Source organism: Microvirga sp. GN3 (assembly GCF_055792825.1).
Window position 1 is genome coordinate 37,859 of record NZ_JBVVAK010000052.1, and the last position, 16,478, is coordinate 54,336.

12 protein-coding genes and 1 CRISPR repeat array are annotated in these 16,478 nt (G+C 57.0%); of the genes, 5 read left to right on the top strand and 7 right to left on the bottom strand.

Annotation, left to right across the window (positions count from 1 at the left end):
• Positions 1-204 precede the first annotated feature (204 nt).
• From ACS5Q1_RS23320 to ACS5Q1_RS23340, 5 genes are all read right to left on the bottom strand, one after another.
• A complete protein-coding gene (locus tag ACS5Q1_RS23320) occupies positions 205-804 on the bottom strand; it encodes a recombinase family protein (protein ID WP_473100400.1) in 600 nt (199 codons plus the stop codon).
• Positions 805-3,232: 2,428 nt separating this feature from the next.
• Positions 3,233-3,674: a CRISPR direct-repeat array (repeat unit 33 nt; unit sequence AGTTTCAATCCACGCACCCGAGCGGGGTGCGAC).
• A gap of 187 nt (positions 3,675-3,861) precedes the next feature.
• Entirely contained in the window at positions 3,862-4,773 is a 912-nt protein-coding gene (gene cas7c, locus ACS5Q1_RS23325) for a type I-C CRISPR-associated protein Cas7/Csd2 (RefSeq protein ID WP_473100401.1), read from the bottom strand.
• Positions 4,760-6,673 (bottom strand): type I-C CRISPR-associated protein Cas8c/Csd1, encoded by a 1,914-nt coding sequence (cas8c, locus tag ACS5Q1_RS23330; RefSeq protein WP_473100403.1) that lies wholly within the window; start codon positions 6,671-6,673, stop codon positions 4,760-4,762. The genes cas7c and cas8c overlap by 14 nt, the downstream gene beginning before the upstream one ends.
• Positions 6,670-7,356, bottom strand: coding sequence for a type I-C CRISPR-associated protein Cas5c (gene cas5c / locus ACS5Q1_RS23335; RefSeq protein ID WP_473100404.1), 687 nt, complete (start codon positions 7,354-7,356; stop codon positions 6,670-6,672). The genes cas8c and cas5c overlap by 4 nt, the downstream gene beginning before the upstream one ends.
• Positions 7,353-9,701, bottom strand: coding sequence for a CRISPR-associated endonuclease Cas3'' (locus tag ACS5Q1_RS23340; RefSeq protein ID WP_473100405.1), 2,349 nt, complete (start codon positions 9,699-9,701; stop codon positions 7,353-7,355). The genes cas5c and ACS5Q1_RS23340 overlap by 4 nt, the downstream gene beginning before the upstream one ends.
• Positions 9,702-10,104: 403 nt before the next feature.
• Between ACS5Q1_RS23340 and ACS5Q1_RS23345 the strand changes: the two genes are divergently transcribed.
• Entirely contained in the window at positions 10,105-10,440 is a 336-nt protein-coding gene (locus ACS5Q1_RS23345; protein ID WP_473100406.1) for a hypothetical protein, read from the top strand.
• Between the two features lie 62 nt (positions 10,441-10,502).
• Here ACS5Q1_RS23345 and solA read toward each other — a convergent pair whose 3' ends face one another.
• Positions 10,503-11,645: an N-methyl-L-tryptophan oxidase gene (solA, locus tag ACS5Q1_RS23350; protein WP_473100407.1), complete on the bottom strand. Its 1,143-nt coding sequence runs from the start codon at positions 11,643-11,645 to the stop codon at positions 10,503-10,505.
• Positions 11,646-11,821: 176 nt separating this feature from the next.
• On the opposite strand from solA, the gene ACS5Q1_RS23355 reads away from it, so the two are divergent.
• From ACS5Q1_RS23355 to ACS5Q1_RS23370, 4 genes are all read left to right on the top strand, one after another.
• On the top strand, positions 11,822-12,346 hold the full coding sequence (locus ACS5Q1_RS23355) for a DUF6398 domain-containing protein (RefSeq protein ID WP_203440611.1): 525 nt from the start codon (positions 11,822-11,824) through the stop codon (positions 12,344-12,346).
• Between the two features lie 38 nt (positions 12,347-12,384).
• Positions 12,385-12,711 (top strand): hypothetical protein, encoded by a 327-nt coding sequence (locus tag ACS5Q1_RS23360; RefSeq protein WP_473100408.1) that lies wholly within the window; start codon positions 12,385-12,387, stop codon positions 12,709-12,711.
• A 641-nt stretch (positions 12,712-13,352) separates the two neighbouring features.
• Entirely contained in the window at positions 13,353-13,985 is a 633-nt protein-coding gene (locus ACS5Q1_RS23365) for an SGNH/GDSL hydrolase family protein (RefSeq protein ID WP_473100409.1), read from the top strand.
• A 471-nt stretch (positions 13,986-14,456) separates the two neighbouring features.
• Positions 14,457-14,804 (top strand): hypothetical protein, encoded by a 348-nt coding sequence (locus tag ACS5Q1_RS23370; protein WP_473100410.1) that lies wholly within the window; start codon positions 14,457-14,459, stop codon positions 14,802-14,804.
• On the opposite strand, the gene ACS5Q1_RS23375 is transcribed toward ACS5Q1_RS23370, so the two are convergent.
• Positions 14,735-15,979: an esterase/lipase family protein gene (locus ACS5Q1_RS23375; RefSeq protein WP_473100411.1), complete on the bottom strand. Its 1,245-nt coding sequence runs from the start codon at positions 15,977-15,979 to the stop codon at positions 14,735-14,737. The two genes, ACS5Q1_RS23370 and ACS5Q1_RS23375, sit on opposite strands and share 70 nt — an antisense overlap.
• Positions 15,980-16,478 lie beyond the last annotated feature (499 nt).

Genomic DNA, 16,478 nt, shown 5'->3' on the forward strand with positions numbered 1-16,478 from the left:
TTGTAGGTCCTGTATCTCCTGTATGCCAAAACTAAATTAGAAAGAAGAAATGGATTGAGATCAGGAAGAGATGGAGGTCTGCATCCAGTCCTTCATCTCCTACAGGTCTACAGGTCCCATGGGTCTCGGCTTCGCCTCGCTCCCCTCACCGACCTGATTAATCCTGACACCTTCCACCTCCTCACCAACTCCAGGATCAGCAGGTCATGCGGCTTCGATCACCAACTCGTGGGCCTGCTGCCGCCCCGCGCGCAGCGCCGAGTAGTAGCTCGATCTGCTGATACCCAGGACGCGGCAGGTCTCGGGCACTCTGGTAGCCGGATCGTCATGCGCGAGCAGCACCTGCCGGATCGTCGCCTGAGTCAGCTTCGTCGGTCTGCCGAAACGCACCTGCCGTTGGCGAGCAAGTTCGATCCCGGCCTTGGTTCTGCTGAGGATGAGTTCGCGCTCCATGGCCGCGAGGCTTCCCAGGACGCCCAGGAAGAACCGGCCCATCGGCGTGCTGGTGTCGATGTTCTCGCGCAGGCTCACGAGCTTCGCGCCCTTGGCCTCGATCTCCTCGACGATCTGCAAGAGGTGAAGCTGGGACCGAGCTAGTCGGTCGAGGGCGAACACGTACAGGGTCGTGTCCTCCCGCAGCAGGTCGAGCACGCGGCGGAGTTCCGTTCGATCCCGCTTCACGCCGGATGCTTTCTCCCGGAAGATGTCTCGGTCATCGACCCCGGCCTGGGAAAGCGCCTCGACCTGGATCGCCCAGTCTTGGCTCGATGTTGAACACCTCGAATAACCGTACATGCGCCCCATGCGTCCAGAAACTCCCGTGCAGATTGGTTGAATTGTTGCACGGACTTTTAGAACTGCAAGGAAACGGCTTTGCGCTCACCCAGGGCGGTGTCCGCAAAGCCAAGACTTAATGGACTGTGACAGAGCCAGCCACGCAGCACGTTGAGCCCTGGTGACAGTCGTCGCGCGACATCCATCCAGATGCAGGCGATCTGGACATCACCTGGGTGACGGCGTGGAGCAAAGTGCATCCGTAAGCATCTTCGACAATATTCGTTCGAGCGGGAGCGGAGCATTCTCCCGAAGCATGACTGTGTCCTCGACCATAGATCAAGATCGTTTTGACTTGGCCATCACGCTCCGCAGTCGGCATTCACGATGATGAGCCCTGGCGGATTCTTCCGCCAGGGCTCCGGGATGGATCGTCCAGTCCCCATCCGAGGATTTCAATCCACGCACCCGTACAGGGTGCGACTTGACGATAGCCCGAAGGGTTTCCGCCTTGTTGTCGTTTCAATCCACGCACCCGTACAGGGTGCAACTCGGAGTAGCGGTTCTGGGTCAGGTACTCAACGAAGTTTCAATCCACGCACCCGTATAGGGGTGCGCCATGGAGAAGGCCATGGGCCTTGCCCCGTCTACGGTGTTTCAATCCACGCACCCGTACAGGGTGCGACCGAACGGCTTCGTGTGCATCGTCGTACACAAGTAGTTTCAATCCACGCACCTGTACAGGGTGCGACTGGTACTTTGCCGAGTACACTAAGGGCGGCATTCTGTTTCAATCCACGCGCCCGTACAGGGTGCGACCGTGCATCAGGATCGCGGTCTGGCTCACAGCCTTATTTCAATCCACGCACTTCGTACGGGTGCTCCCGAGGACCTTGAACACCTACAGGCCCTTGGCCACGGCTCAATCCACTCACCCGAGAGGACACGATGGTTGCCGTAGTCCGTGTTGTCCGACTCGCTCCAGTTTCAATCCACGCGTCCGCAAGGGCGCGACAAGGGTGTCACGTACAAGATGCCGACCCCAATTATGTTTCAATCCACGCACCCGCGAAGGTGCGACGCAAGGGCGACAAGAAGCCGATCCGCGCTCTCTGGTTTCAATCCACGCACCCGTACGGGGTGCGACAGTGTGGTGGTCGAGGACATCGGAACCATTCAGAAGTTTCAATCCGCACACCCATACAAGGTGCGACGCTCCCCGGCTCGGCATTGGTCGCACAGCTATTCAGTTTCAATCCACGCACCCACAGAAGGTGCGACAGGTGACAACGACGAAGGGCGGTTTGCCGTCCGGGTTTCAACCCGCGCACCAGTATAGAGTGCGACTCGCGAATGTCCGTCACGGAGGCCGCGCCATTAATGTCTCAATCCGCGCCCGTGAAGGGTGCGACCATGCGGCCCTGCTGATGCACTCGCTGGGCTGGTGTTTCAATCCACGCACCCGCCATACAGGGTGCGAACTCGGAGATACCAGAGGCTTCGTCCATGATGACGTTTCAATCCACGCACGCGGACGGGGTGCGACCGGTACACGGTATTACTTCTGGAGAAACCAAGGGATGTTTCAATCCACGCACACGTACAAGGTGTGACTTGAGCGACATCCATTTCGATTTGACGGTAATTAGTGTTTCAATTTACGCACCCGTAGAGGGTGCGACACTCCCATTCAGCGATCCGTTCGATCTGCTCAGGGTTTCAATCCACGCACCCACACTGGGTGCGGCCTTTGATGGGATCGGCAAAAAAGGCGACGTTTACATGTTTCAATCCGCGTACCCGTAGAGGGTGCGACACGTGGCAAGGGGTGAAGCTCTCCGCTGACGATTGGTTTCAATCCACGCACCCGTACTTGGTGCGACGCCTGCTGATCGCGGCTTATGAAGACCTCTTGGAGTTTCAATCCACGCACCCGTACTGGGTGCAACTACTCGGTCTGGAACCGCACTGTCTGGCGGCGATAGTTTCAATCCACGCACCCGTACGGAGTGCGACGCCACGGTCACACCGAAAATGAAGCCCGGTTCTTTGTTTCAATCCACGCACCGCTACTGGATGCGACTGTCGATCACCCGGATGCACTTCTGCGCCGTGTCCACGCTTCAATCCACGCTCCTGTCCAGGGAGCGACCTTAAGCCGTGATCGAGTGTGTCGCGCACGAAGGTCTGCTTTCAATCCACGCACCCGTACTAGGTGCGACCCGTTCATCCTGTGGACCTATCATACGGGCTTCCCGTTTCAATCCGCGCACCCGTACAGGGTGCGACTTCAACGCAACTTCCCCGTCGATGACCGCTTGGTCGTTTCAATCCGCGCACCCGTACAGGGTGCGACCTGGAACTCCAGCGACGACACATCAACAGGATCATGGTTTCAATCCACGCACCGTACGGGGTGCGACCGTCAGGGCGAAGTTCACAAACTGATCGCCGTAGACGTTTCAATCCACACACCCGAACGGGATGCGACCTTTACGCGGCACCGAGGGTTTACGGGGCAGCGCCCGTTTCAATCCACGCACCCGAACGGGGTGCGACTTGAAGGCCGCCGAGAAGCTAATCCGGCAACTAGAGTTTCAATCCACGCACCCGAGCGGGGTGCGACGCTATGGATGAGCGCATGGCTCAGCACCCGCCAGAGTTTCAATCCACGCACCCGAGCGGGGTGCGACTGGCAAATGCCGTCGTTACATCTGCACAGATCATTAAGTTTCAATCCACGCACCCGAGCGGGGTGCGACGCCGCGCGCTGGGTCTCTTGCCTCCAGGCGACAGTGTTTCAATCCACGCACCCGAGCGGGGTGCGACATTCCAGTAATTGCCGCCGCTGGCCGTTTGCGCGACGATGTTTCAATCCACGCACCCGAGCGGGGTGCGACTGCCTCTTTTCCAACCTGCTGACTCGCTGGTGAATTCGAGGTTATTTGCGCGAACCTTCTTTGACTCGGCAAAGAAGCGCTACGCACCAATGAGCGCAATCAAAAAACCGCAACTTATCAAAGAGCTTAAGCTCTGCGCGAACCGTCGAAGGACTAACATCCTGCTCCTGGTTCGCGCAACAGGTGATCACGCCGCCTCGTCCGCGCGGCCCAGGACGAATGGCTCTTTCCAGACTTGGAGTGTGACGCCCTTCGGCAGATCATCCTGTGTGGGGACGGTCACCTCGTAGTCGCTGAATGAGCGCGGGTGAACAACACCTTCACGGCGGCGAATCTGGATACTTTCGAGCAGTTCGACGCCGTTGGCCCGACGCGTACCATTCGGACTCTCGTGTTCGAACGCATAGATCGCCCGCATGGCCATCGTGCCGCGCTGCGTCGAGCGGTCATTCTCGAACAGGTTCTCACATGCCTCTTTGAGGAGTTCGAGGTCGTCCAGGCTGAGACCCGTCTGGGCCGCACGCACAGGGTCGATGAACCCGTAGGCGACATAAAGGCCGTACGGTATCGTATGATGAACCCCCATGGTCTTGTTATCCTTACCCTCGCGGGCATTCTCGGCGGCACAGCGCGTGATCGTGTGATCGTCAGGCGTTACCTTGTCGATACTTTCCGCGAAGGTGATCTGGAGTGGGCCAGTAATGCTGTCAGCTTTCGAGTCACTGTTTTTATTGGCGCTCAGAAGACCACCGCACAGCCGCACATCATAGTAGCGGCGACACATTTCCTTCGCTGGGTCCTTCGGATGCTCCTTGACCACAGCAGCTTTGCGCTCGCCCAGGACAGCATCCTTTTCGATGTAAATTTGATAGCCGTCCACGCCTTCCATACGACGGGAAACGTAGTTCCTGATCTTGCGCTTGAGGCAGACCGGCGTCACGAGTCCATGACCCGTATGCCGATCCGTGCGGGGAGCATTGGCTCGGTCGGGATCGCCGTTCGGATTGCCGTTCCGCACGTCGAATATCAAAACGAAGTCAGTCTTTTTGATCGGGGACGCAGAAGGTTCGGTGGTAACTTCTGACTTAGGCTGCTTCATGGACGGTCTCCTCTGGGTTGGTCTCGTCAGTGGCGGATTTGGTGAACAATGCTCGCTTCTGCTGCCAGTAGCCCATGGCGAATTCGCCCTGTTCTTCGTCGGTCAGCACCTGCGGGAAGGGATACGGGTTGGCGTTCTCGCCGAGATTCGAAAACACTTCGCCGATGAGGCGTTCCAGCCAGATGCGCAGTCCTGTATCAATCTGCGGAAGGTGTTTCGAGTTGAGCTTCACAAGGCTGGGGAACTCGGCAGCAGGACTCTCCATGGCTCCTGACAGCCGACTGAGAATTGTCGTGCCGATTTCGGAAACTGCGAGGGCCTGGGCTCGCTCGAACAGAGCGAACAGCCGCCCGAGATTGTAGGCGAGGCGTCTGTTGTTGGGATCGACAGACACAGGTTGTACTCCTTGGGTTCGCGTGAGAATGAGTTTCGCAAGGGCGGCAAGACGGAACTGATACAGGTCCAGGAGGAAGCTGCCGCGCACGTCCTGGATTGAGGCTTTGAAGGCCCGGAGAACACCAGCCAGTACTTCCGGATCAATGGGCTCGCCCGTCAGCGCCGACCGGAACAGCGAGACCTTCAGGCGAGCTTTGTCCTCGCTTGTCAGGGCTTTCATCGGTTCCAGAAAGTCCAGGATCGACACGTAGCGACTCATAGGGGTCTTCCACTGCCTGGGTGGGTTCGGGAGAACCATGTCCATCTGGTCAAACCAGCGCACGACGTTCTGGTACGTTGTGGAGGCTGAGTTCTCGTACCAGTCGGTAATCGCCAGACGCGCGGAATTGGCCCGGAAAGTCACGGCGTAGATGTTTCCCTGGACGGCGCGCGGCTGCTCGCCATGAACCGTTGTGCGGTCGCGCAGGTATCTGTAGTTCCTGACGCTCTCCTCGCGGTCTGTAATTGCAAAAATGCCCTGCTCGGCGATGTCAGCATCAAGGTCAGGCGGAATACCTACGACTGTGGCCGGGATCGTGGTGAACAGGTTGTCGTCTCCCCAGATCACGATGCTGCCGTCGCCCGGATGCTTTCCGTTGCCGATCCGGATATGATGATCCTGATCCTTCAGGAGATAGTTGAGCCCGCGCCCGTAGCCGCGAGTCACTCGCCGAAGCATTGGCGCATTTTCAACGTCACGAAGCCCGAACGAATTGAAGGATTTCTTGTTGAAGGATACCAGCACGGCTCCGGTGTCGTTCGCTCCCACGACACCACGGATCATCGTGTGGTTGTCTCCAAGCAGCCCAGTCTCGCCGGTTATGCAGCATTGGCCAATCGTTTCTGGCTGCCCCAGGCTCGACGGCACCAAGTATGGTTCCAGGTCGGGTGTATTGAATGCCGGATAGTCTGTCCCGTCGAGGCGGAACGCGATCCACACAGACGGCGGAACCTTCATGATCACCTCTGCGAAATCCTCTGAGGCAAGGAATTCTGCAAAGAAACTGCCGTCCTTGGCGGTATAGAAATTCCATACAGCCTCAACCTCCGGGAAGGTGCGCCCGTCTTCCCGAGTTTTCTCCCGTATCAGGGCAACCTTCGACTTGAAGTTTTCCAAGCGCTCAAGGCAGCGGGCCGCCTTCTTCGCTCTCTCCTTGTCGAGCTTCTCGCCGGATTTGCCCTTCTCGTCGATCTCGGCAGGGATGCCGAACAAGTACTCCCGGTTGTCGTAGAGGAGGTTTGCCTCGGTGCCGCTCGTCCGGTCGGTGATGGGAGCCCGATACATGCGACCACCCGCGTTCGGCGACTTCGGCTCGGTCCGCCAATCCGTGATGCTCACGACCTGCCCTGATGTCTTCAGGTTGATGAAGAATGCAAAACGGCGCTCCTCGTAATCGTCCACTGGGTGCAGCTTGTCATCGGCGATCAACTTCGACTGGACCCCCATCAGCGCTGTCAGTCTCATCGGGGAAGCTCCGGAACCTCGATGACGCCATTCTTCATGACAGCATGGAAGAAACAGAGTTTTTCAATATGAGTGCTGCGGCGGGTGCCGGGATGGGTCTTGTCCGACCATTTGCGGTAATGAAACATCTGCCCGAGGTCGCGTGTCTCGCTGATCGTTTTGATCTCCTCGCGCGGTGACACCATCCCGTATTTCCCGACATACTCTCGGCAGCCCAGGTAGGGGGTATGCCGGTTCTGGCCGTTGGCGAGGCGGCGCGTTATCATGTTGAAGACCTTGTTGTTGTCCTCGCCCGTGACTTTGACCTCAAGGACGTAGGATACGTCACGAAGAAGGGTCGTGGTCCGCTGGATGCGTCCCGAGACGGGGTCCTGAGACATCATACCGGATGGCCGCTCGACCTCGTTCATGGTCAGGCTCATGAACCGGACCGGCTTCTCGACATAGATGCGCCGAACCTCGTAGACGACGCCCGGATGCCAGAAAACGCTTTCCAGGAATCCCACCGCAGCGGATGGTGTGATCGTGTCGTAGGAACGCCGTTCGGCCTTGTATTCAGGTCGAGTGAAGCAGGCGTACCGTCCCGCCATGCGAACCCGAAACACGTTCCTGGGCAGCCCGTGCTGAAATTCAGAGAGTTCCTGGTCGCTGGGCTCACTGACATGGGTCCATGCGTAATTCATGGAGTGTTCTCCTTACTGGTTTGAGACCGGTCGTCCTCGGAGGGTGCAGTATCGTCGAAGCCCAGGTCAGGGTCGTATCGGGACGGATCGGCCAAGTAGTAGACATCGAACTTCGGGAGATGGCCGAGGATACCTGCTGCGATCAGGGGCTCCGCCTTCTTGCGGAAGATGGAAATCGTCAGCCCCTGGATCATCTCGAAAAGTCCGGGAACCGGCTGACCCGCCTCCGCCGCCTTGAACGCGTTGATCGCATCCATGCCTTCCTGGCCGTACGGTACAATGACGGTGATCTGATCATCTGGAATGAGCCGGAATGCCCGTTCGATGTCGCGGAAGTTCGGCGGGAACTTCATGATCATTGGCGTGATTTTGTTGCGATCCAGATACTTATCCGCGTAAAGCCGGTCGAAATATGCCTCGAATGTTGAGGGAAGATAGAGATCGTCGGGGTTCGGCGTCGTGGCCAAGAACTGACCGCCAATCCCCCTGTCCGCGATCAGCTCTGGGACCCAGGGTTCACACGAGGGGAAGACCACGAAGTCCCCGAGCCCCGGAAGGGCAGCCTCCCGATTGCAGCGGCCTGCTGCTTGAACCATCGAATCGAGCGGTCCGACAGCGCGGAATACGCAAGGAAAGTCGATATCGACCCCTGCTTCGATCAGGGGTGTACTGATCAGCCAGAGCGGGCTTTTGCGCCGCTTGTTTGCGAGCTTGCGTTGTACGTTCTTCAACACGTCGGCGCGATGGCGGACGCACATGTAGGACGACAGATGAAACGCCGTGCGCTTGGAACATTGGCCACGCGGCAGCTTGGCGAAAAGATCGGCGGCTCCGCCCTTCGTGTTGACGATGCAGAGGGCAGTCTTCCGCTTCTGCAACTCCGTGGCGACTTCGCCCCATTCCAGGCCCTGTCCCCGCCCGAGCGGATAGATGGTCGTGGTTGCTCGTTTGGTTCTCTGAATAACGCTGGTGGGATTGCGAGCGATCTCGGTGCTGCCCGTGATGCCGACGAAGCCTTCCCAGGGTTTTGGTTTGAGACTCGGCTGTGTTGCCGTGGAGAGAACGATGGTGACGCCGTAGTTCGCCACCAGTTCGTTCAACACGGCCACGAGCGGTCTGAGTAGTTCGACCGGCATCGCCTGGGCCTCGTCGATGAAGATCACCGAATTGGCGATGTTATGAAGTTTTCGACAGCGGGTCGGACGGGCTGCAAACAGGCTTTCAAAAAGCTGGACGTATGTGGTGACGATGACCGGCGCGTCCCAGTTCTCGCGTGCCAGGGCTGCGGCGGCAGCGATTTCCTGAGCCTCTTCGGTGTCTCTCGGATCACGCACGCTGCTGTGATGTTCGAGAACATTCCTGGCTCCGAACGCAACGCGCAGAACCCTGGCAATCTGGTCGGTGATCGAAATGAACGGCGCGACGTAGATGATCCGACGCTTCCCGTGCCGGATCGCGTGCTCGATCATGAAGCCTGAGCCCGATATAGTCTTGCCGAGCCCCGTGCCACCTGTGAGAGTAAAAACTCCTGGTGGAAGTGCGGACTTCGCGATGGAGTCCTGCCAGAGGTTTTCGCGCTCCTGATAGAGGATGGCCTGTAGCGGCGTCCTCGGTCGGCGCTTTCTGCCGGTCAGCTTTTTCCGGAACCTCAGAAGATGAGCCCGCAGGTTTTCGAGCGGTTCATATTGCGAACGAAGGGGCGCTGTCGCCGGATCGGTCTCTCTCTCGGAAACCAGTCGATCCGCATCAATAAGGCACGAGAACAGCATGCGGATCGAAAGCTGAGGGTCACCCAGATTCTCTGGAAGAATCGGGAAATTATCATGGAGAGTCGCGATGCTGATGGGAGTCCGCGACACGGCCTCCGGATGGCGCTGTACCTGACCCGGATCAGTCATGCGCGCCTGAAGCGTACTTTTGACTGTAGGACTGTCCGCATGCTCGCTGAAATTGGCAAGACCGCTGTGGTGCCCAGCGATCACGTACGCCAATGCTACTGCGCCTCGGTGGTCGATTCGGTTTTGCCGGTAAGCGGCCTTGAATTGCTCGTTGGCGTGGATGGCTCCGACAATGGAGTGCTGGACGCTGCGCACCTTCTTTCGCTCGTCCCGCGAGAGCCCAGCGAGGGATTGGATATACGCCTGCCATTCAGGATGATACTTGCCAAGGTCATGCCAGAGGCCCGCCAAGTACGCGAGACGACTGAAGTCTCGATTCTGGAGCGTGGCGGCAAATTCCGAGGCTTTCTGGGCGACGGCAGTCACATGCGCATCAAGCGTCGGCGCGGCACCGGCCTTTGAGGCTGGGCGCGCAATCGCCTGCTGCACACTGGTGTGCTTGTTCACCGCGAAACTTTCCTCGAATGGGAAAGGCCAAGGCTATGGTTCGTGAAGGGCGGCGGTCAATCACCTATTTTCCTACTGGAGGTGCCGCATCCGCAAGAATCGCGGCAATGAGAGCACATCGCCCGCTAAGGGCTGCCGTGAAAAATGGAATCATGATCTAATGTTGCAGCGAGGCCATGGATCGACACAATTCCAATGTTTTTGGAAAGCCGTAGGGCACTGCAAAACGCGTCGCGCATAGAACACGCATCTAGTAGATGGACATCGACTGAGGACAGCCTGCGCAATGTTTCCCAGGACGATAGTTTGTGACTTCACGGACCGCTAGTCGTGGCTTGGAATCCTTAGAAATTGCTGAGACGGGTTGGATAAATACCTCGAAACATCAAACCCGAGGCCTCCTGTGCGCTTCCACGAACTCACCGGCCATTCTGCCAGACGCGACAAACCGGACTGCATTGCCAGCCTCACCGTCTACAGTGACGAATGGGCCGACATGAAAGCGGTCTGCGCCAAGTACGGTCCGGTCCAGATCATCTCTACCGAGAAGGTGCCGATGATTCCCGTTCACCAGATCGAAGTTCTCTGCCAAGATGCTCAAACCACCCGCGCCCTGGATGACGAATGGTGGGCTTATACCGAGACGAGCCCGCACCGCCCGCACTCGATGGAGGAGGCGCTGGCCTGGGGAGAGCAGTTCAATCCCTTCCCGAACATCCAGCCCGATTGGAGATTCTGATCGAATATTGAAACCAACCTGTGGGAAGCTGACACGGCAGAGACTCTTGGTAGTCGTGCCAATCAGGGCGGTTGAGGTTGCTCAAACCGGTCGATGTTAAACAGCGAAAGATCAAGCTTGCTGGTCCCCTTAGTGGCGAGGTCGGCCAGAACTTCTCCGATCACACTGGCGAACTTGAAGCCATGCCCCGAGCATGGCGAGGCAACCACGACCTCTGGAGCACCTGGAAGGGTGTCGATCACAAAATGCTCGTCCGGGGTGTTGGTGAACAGGCAGGCGGCAAGCCGCAGCGTCGGGCCATCGGCGTCAGGGAACATGTGCCGGATGCCCTTGCGAAGAGCCTCTTCATCGGCAGGCGTTGGCTCGCGGGAAAGCTCGTCGGCGTGGCCGGTCTCCTGGAAATGGTGGTACAGACCGATCTTGAAGCCGGGAATGCCCCAGGTCGGGAATTGATAGAAGTGTCCCACCTCACTCAGGATGTTCGAGACCGGGAAATTATCTGGCCTGAACAAGTCCGGTTTCTGCGGCAGGAACCAGCCCAGCACTTGGCGTTCCGGCACGGCTTTGGTTTTCAGGGCGGGGATCAGATCGGAAATCCACCCGCCCGTTGACACCACGACCCGCCCTGCCTCGTAGCGATCCTGATCGGTGACGATCACTACCCGCCCCTGGGAAGGCTCAATAGCAAGCACCTTCTCACGCCCGTGGATTTCCGCCCCAGCCGCTACGGCAAGGGAGGCGTGGGCCAGGATGGCACGTTCCGATGCGACAAAGCCCGCGTCGGGCTGATAAACGACCGCATACTGATCGGGAAGCTTATAGCCAGGAAAGCGCTGCGTCGTTTCACGAGCCGTCAGCACCTCATGAGGGAGGCCATGTTCTCGGCATGCCGCCAATGCACCCTGGACGATCCGGCTGTCTTCCGCTCCCGCATCAATCCCACCGGTCACGAACAGAAGCTGCTCCCTGGTAAGCTGCTCGGTTTCGCGCCAAAGCTCATAGGCCCGCCGCAGAAGAGGCACATAGTTCGGGTGCTCGAAATACGCGAGGCGGATAATCCGGTTCAGACCATGGGACGAGCCCATATTGTGGCCGAGATCGAACCGTTCAATCCCGAGCACCTTCTGACCCCGGCGCGTCAAATACCATAGAGCCGCCGAGCCCATGCCGCCCACGCCAATCACGATGGTGTCAAAACTTTTCATCCTGAAGTGACCCCGTTCGCGAACACCCTGGTTCTGTGTGGGTGAGTTTATCTGCTCGTAGCCCCGGCGCAACGATCCTGCACGATTGGGTTATCCGTGTCATGATAGATGACCCATGGGGCTGGTCCGACGTTCGAGGCCAGCAGGCGTGACGCAAAAAGGTGCAAGGGTCTGACATGACGAAAGTCTCCCGCTCTAGGTCTGTGCCGAAAGCCATGCAGGTGACCTATGACACCATCACCGCTCTGACGAACGCGTTCTGCCGAGACCGCCTGAATGACGACTACCTTGAACTGGCACAGGACATGGCGGCAGCACTATGCCGGAAGCGCCCCAGTCCAGTTACCTCTGGCCAGCCGCGTACCTGGGCCTGTGGGATCATCTATACGCTGGGTCAGATCAACTTTCTCTCGGACAAGTCGTTCGAACCCTATATGCCTATGGCGGATGTCTGCGCCGGGTTCGGGGTTGGCCAAAGTACGGCGAGCGCCAAGGCGCAGGTGATCTCGCGAGCGCTTGATGCCCACCGGCTGAACCCGAAATGGTCGTTACCGAGCCTCCTGGAACAGAACCCGCTAATCTGGATGGCCGAGGTGAATGGTCTGCTGGTGGACCTTCGTGACATGCCGCGAGAGGTTCAGGAGATTGCCTTTGAGAAGGGTATGATCCCCTATATTCCCGCTGATCGGGAACAAGGTTAGATTGTTGCTCAAAACCCATTGATTTGTGGCGCGACCGAATGACCGATCTCCATCAACAGATTGCTGATCTCGAAGCTGACATCGACGCCCTGTCTGATGTGGCGGAGCGATGCCGAAAGAGCATGATCGTTGCGAAGGTAGCAATCGTCGGCGGTTTCCTGGTGTTCGGAGCGACGCTTTTCGGAATGATCTGGTCTGACCCGGTTGCCCTCCTGATTGGGATTGCCGCCACACTCGCCGGAATAGTCTTTTACGGATCGAGCAGGAGCACACGCGAGCAGATCGCAGGGAAAATCAAGCTGTGTGAAGCCCGTCGAGCCGAAATGATAGATGGAATGAGCCTCCGGGCGGTGGAGCCACACTAGATGGTAGGGCCGGATCGAATCCGTGCCCTCACCTTATCGAGCGGATGATGAACAGGTCTCATCACAAGCTGCACCGCCCGCAAGGCACCGGCATCGACCGGCTTCCAACATTCCTTTCGCATCAGGTTTGATCGAGAGCCGCGATTGATTAGGGGGCCGATGTGACGGTTGGCAGTTTTCGTGACCTGTTTGGGCTTCTGGCCATTGTGTTTGGATGGCTGGCGATTCTTCCGCTCGGAGGCGGCTGGTACGCCCGCAACAGGTTCCGAGCCCTGCTAAAAGCCCCGCTTACGGAGGAGGTCGAGCATCTGACCCATGTCTGGGAGAAGCGGGTCTCCCGTTGGACAGCCATAGGGTTGTCCATGTCCGGATTGTCGATCCTCTGTTTCCTTGCATGGTTGGTCTCTGGGGTCACCAATGGAGTGCATCCGAGTTAGTAAGCTCAGGTGACGCTGCGGCATTCGACTAGCGAGGCAACCTGGGAACGGAGCGCTGAATTCCGCACTGATGTCTGGAGGCGTGCGAGCGAAGTTGATCCGTGAGTTTCATTGTGAATCCCAACTTCGGGCTTATTATTGAGGTGGCAGACCTAAGTGAGGTCGTGTGATGACCACTCGCACCAACGGAGTCCTCGAACGCCTATGCAGCATGTTGTCCTTCTCGGCGATTCTGTTCTGGATAATGCTGCCTACGTTCCAGGCCACCCAGCCGTGATCCAGCAAGTCCGGGCGAAGCTACCGCCAGACTGGCGCGCCACATTATGCGCCGTGGATGGGGCCGTTACCCGCGATGTCGAGCGCCAGCTTCGATCCCTTCCAACTGATGCCAGCCACATCGTTGTGAGCGTCGGAGGCAATGATGCCTTGGGCGCAGCACATGTATTGTTCGAGAACGTCCGATCCGTTGCGGTGGCCCTCGTGAAACTCTCTGCCATTAGAGAGCAGTTCGCCAGGGACTACCGGCGAATGCTCGACACCATCACGGCACGGAAGCTCCCGGTCGCGATCTGTACGATCTATGACGGGTGTGCCGATGACGAGATACAACAGCGGATCAATACAACGGCACTCACCATTTTCAACGATGTCATTACGCGGGAGGCATTCCGGCGCGGTCTGATGCTGATCGACCTTCGCCTGATCTGCAATGAGCCGGGAGACTATGCGAATCCAATCGAGCCATCTGCGCAGGGCGGTAACAAGATCGCTGCGGTAATCGCAAATATGGTGACAGGGAGCAGCACCATGTTGGGGTCGCAGGTCTATATAGACTAACGGCTGCGAGGTATTGACATACCATGGCCCAGGAAGCCCGTCGCCGCCCTTCGTGGAAGCACGACCGTCGCAATGCCTGTATATCCAGACTCCACGTTGACCCGGTATTCGCAGCTATGCTCATCGAGGCTGCTCAGGGGGCGACCGTGCAGATGCCCGAACTAACTACTGGAGATGAGATTCTCGAATGGTTCTCGCTCTCTTGGAATGAAGCGATCCGCCGAGACCATTCCTTTGCGCAACGGCATCTACACCGGCCAGTCACCTTAAAGTCATCAGTTTCTGGGTGTCCCGCAGGGACGGCAGGCACTGTGGTCAACGTCCGGGTCAAGCCGCTTCCGACCTTTGTGGTCGAGACCCCAGGCGGTCATCTTCTCATAGTAGGGATTACCGATCTGTCGTTCAATCCGCTCCAATAAATCCCCTGAAATCGGCCAGAAGCATTAGCGGCTGAGGAGAGACAAGCCCAGAATGTGGATCACGTTTGGAGTCATCGGAGGCGTTATTGCAGTGCTCCTGAGCCTCCTGTTCCGCCATGCTGGGTTTGTATTATTCGCTCTGTTGGCATGGTGGCTGTACGGCTGGCTCACAACCGACCCGATCCGCGAACAGCATAAGATCGAATTGCGCCGTGAAGAATATGAGCGGGTCAAAGACCAGGAGCGCCGGGTCACGGCATCCGAGGTTCAGGTCAGATTCGAGAAGTATGGATATCGCGAGATCGCAGCGACGATGATTCAAGGGGACGGTCAGGACGAGTCATCAGCGTTCTTAAACACGAAATCAGACACTGCGGAAATGACGCCGGGGTCGTTGTAGATCATTGAATGTCGTAGGTTGAATAGTGGCTGCCACCCTAATTTTGATAAATCGACATACACAGTTTTAATCTTGCCATCTGCACGGAAGGGGATGGGCGAAACCTTAATATCGACAAGCCACTCGTCAAGGATAACTTCCCCACCGAATCCGTAACGGCCAGCCCTGAGTCTGCTTAGCAGCCATGTTACGGCACCTCCAAGTATAAGCCAGAGTGAAAAGAGCACGCCTGTCACAAAATATATCAAGTTAATACTGGAAAATAAAAGGATACCTAATGGAGAAAAAAATATCATGCCGAGTTCGAATCCAAAAAATTCTGTACTTCCAAATATAATTGAAGCAGCGAACAGCCCAAATAACGTCAAGCGGAAGAAAACTTCAACAGTATAATATCCAGGTAGTACCGCATATACATCGCCTGAAGCGAATCGACTTTCTCCAAACGTGTATGGAATGCCAGAAATTTTATATAAAAGTCGCAACCATACCGAAGCCTCATCGGCAGCTATTCTCGCGATAAGAATGGGCAGTTGCGTTTTGAACGCCCGAAGCTCGCGGGACCGACATAGCTGGTAATGTACGACGGTATTCAAGAAATGTGTCCTGCATTTCAAATGATAACCTGGGATTCTGGCCCACCACATGGCAATAGTAAGCGCCAGAATTAGTATCACAGGAAACTCAGCAAAATCTCCGAAAAGAAACCCCAATAGTACCGTGATTAGAATACACATTGGCGCTGCGGTTATTAGAAGCCTGAGTATGCTAAGAATAAGACCAAAAGCGAGAATAAAGCTTGGAATCTCGCGGGGTGCAGCGTCAATGAAGGGGGTGCCCATGCAAACGATGCCACCTATCTTGCTCGCTATAGCCTGATCTCTTAGTGCATAGAGAGCTACGTTCCCTCCATGGCTATGCGAAATTACGATGTGACGTGCAGACGGGTATTTGGCAATCACGTTCCGCATAGCCGACCGAAGCTCGCGACCAGCTTGCAGGCGTTCCAAATGACTATTCTGGCCAGACCACTCGAAACGCACGAAATGCAAAGGCCGGGATGCTGCTCTTGCGGATAGCGCAGAACATAAGAGCGAGTTCGGATTAGTCCATGCCGCTCCACGTGCGAACGTGCCATGAACAAGAGTGATCACGAAGTCTGAATCGGAAATCATTGCATGATTACCCGTGCGACCAGCCGGTAGTTCTGTAAGCCTTTAGATTATCCTATTTCCACTTTATACTAAAGCTCTTGTAGCGGCATAATCACGTCGTCGCTTGGAACAACTTTTCCGATTGCATCTTACCTATCGTTTAATAAAGGGCTCAACATTTCAACCTGACGGGATGCAAGTAAGGAATGTGGGCAGTGACTTAGGATGGATAGTGAGTGCTGCCCTCGGCATCGGGAAAACGCACTACGTCAATAAAGTGCTATTGGCAACCATCGGTGAACAGCCACACAGTATGGCTCGTCCATGCTGGCCAATCAGGTCCTGAGCAGTCACCACGAACAACGGTGCCAGGGTATCATAGCTTTATCCAAATTCTCTTGGCTTTGCGGACACCGCCCTGGGTGAGCGCAAAGCCGTTTCCTTGCAGTTCTAAAAGTCCGTGCAACAATTCAACCAATCTGCACGGGAGTTTCTGGACGCATGGGGCGCATGTACGGTT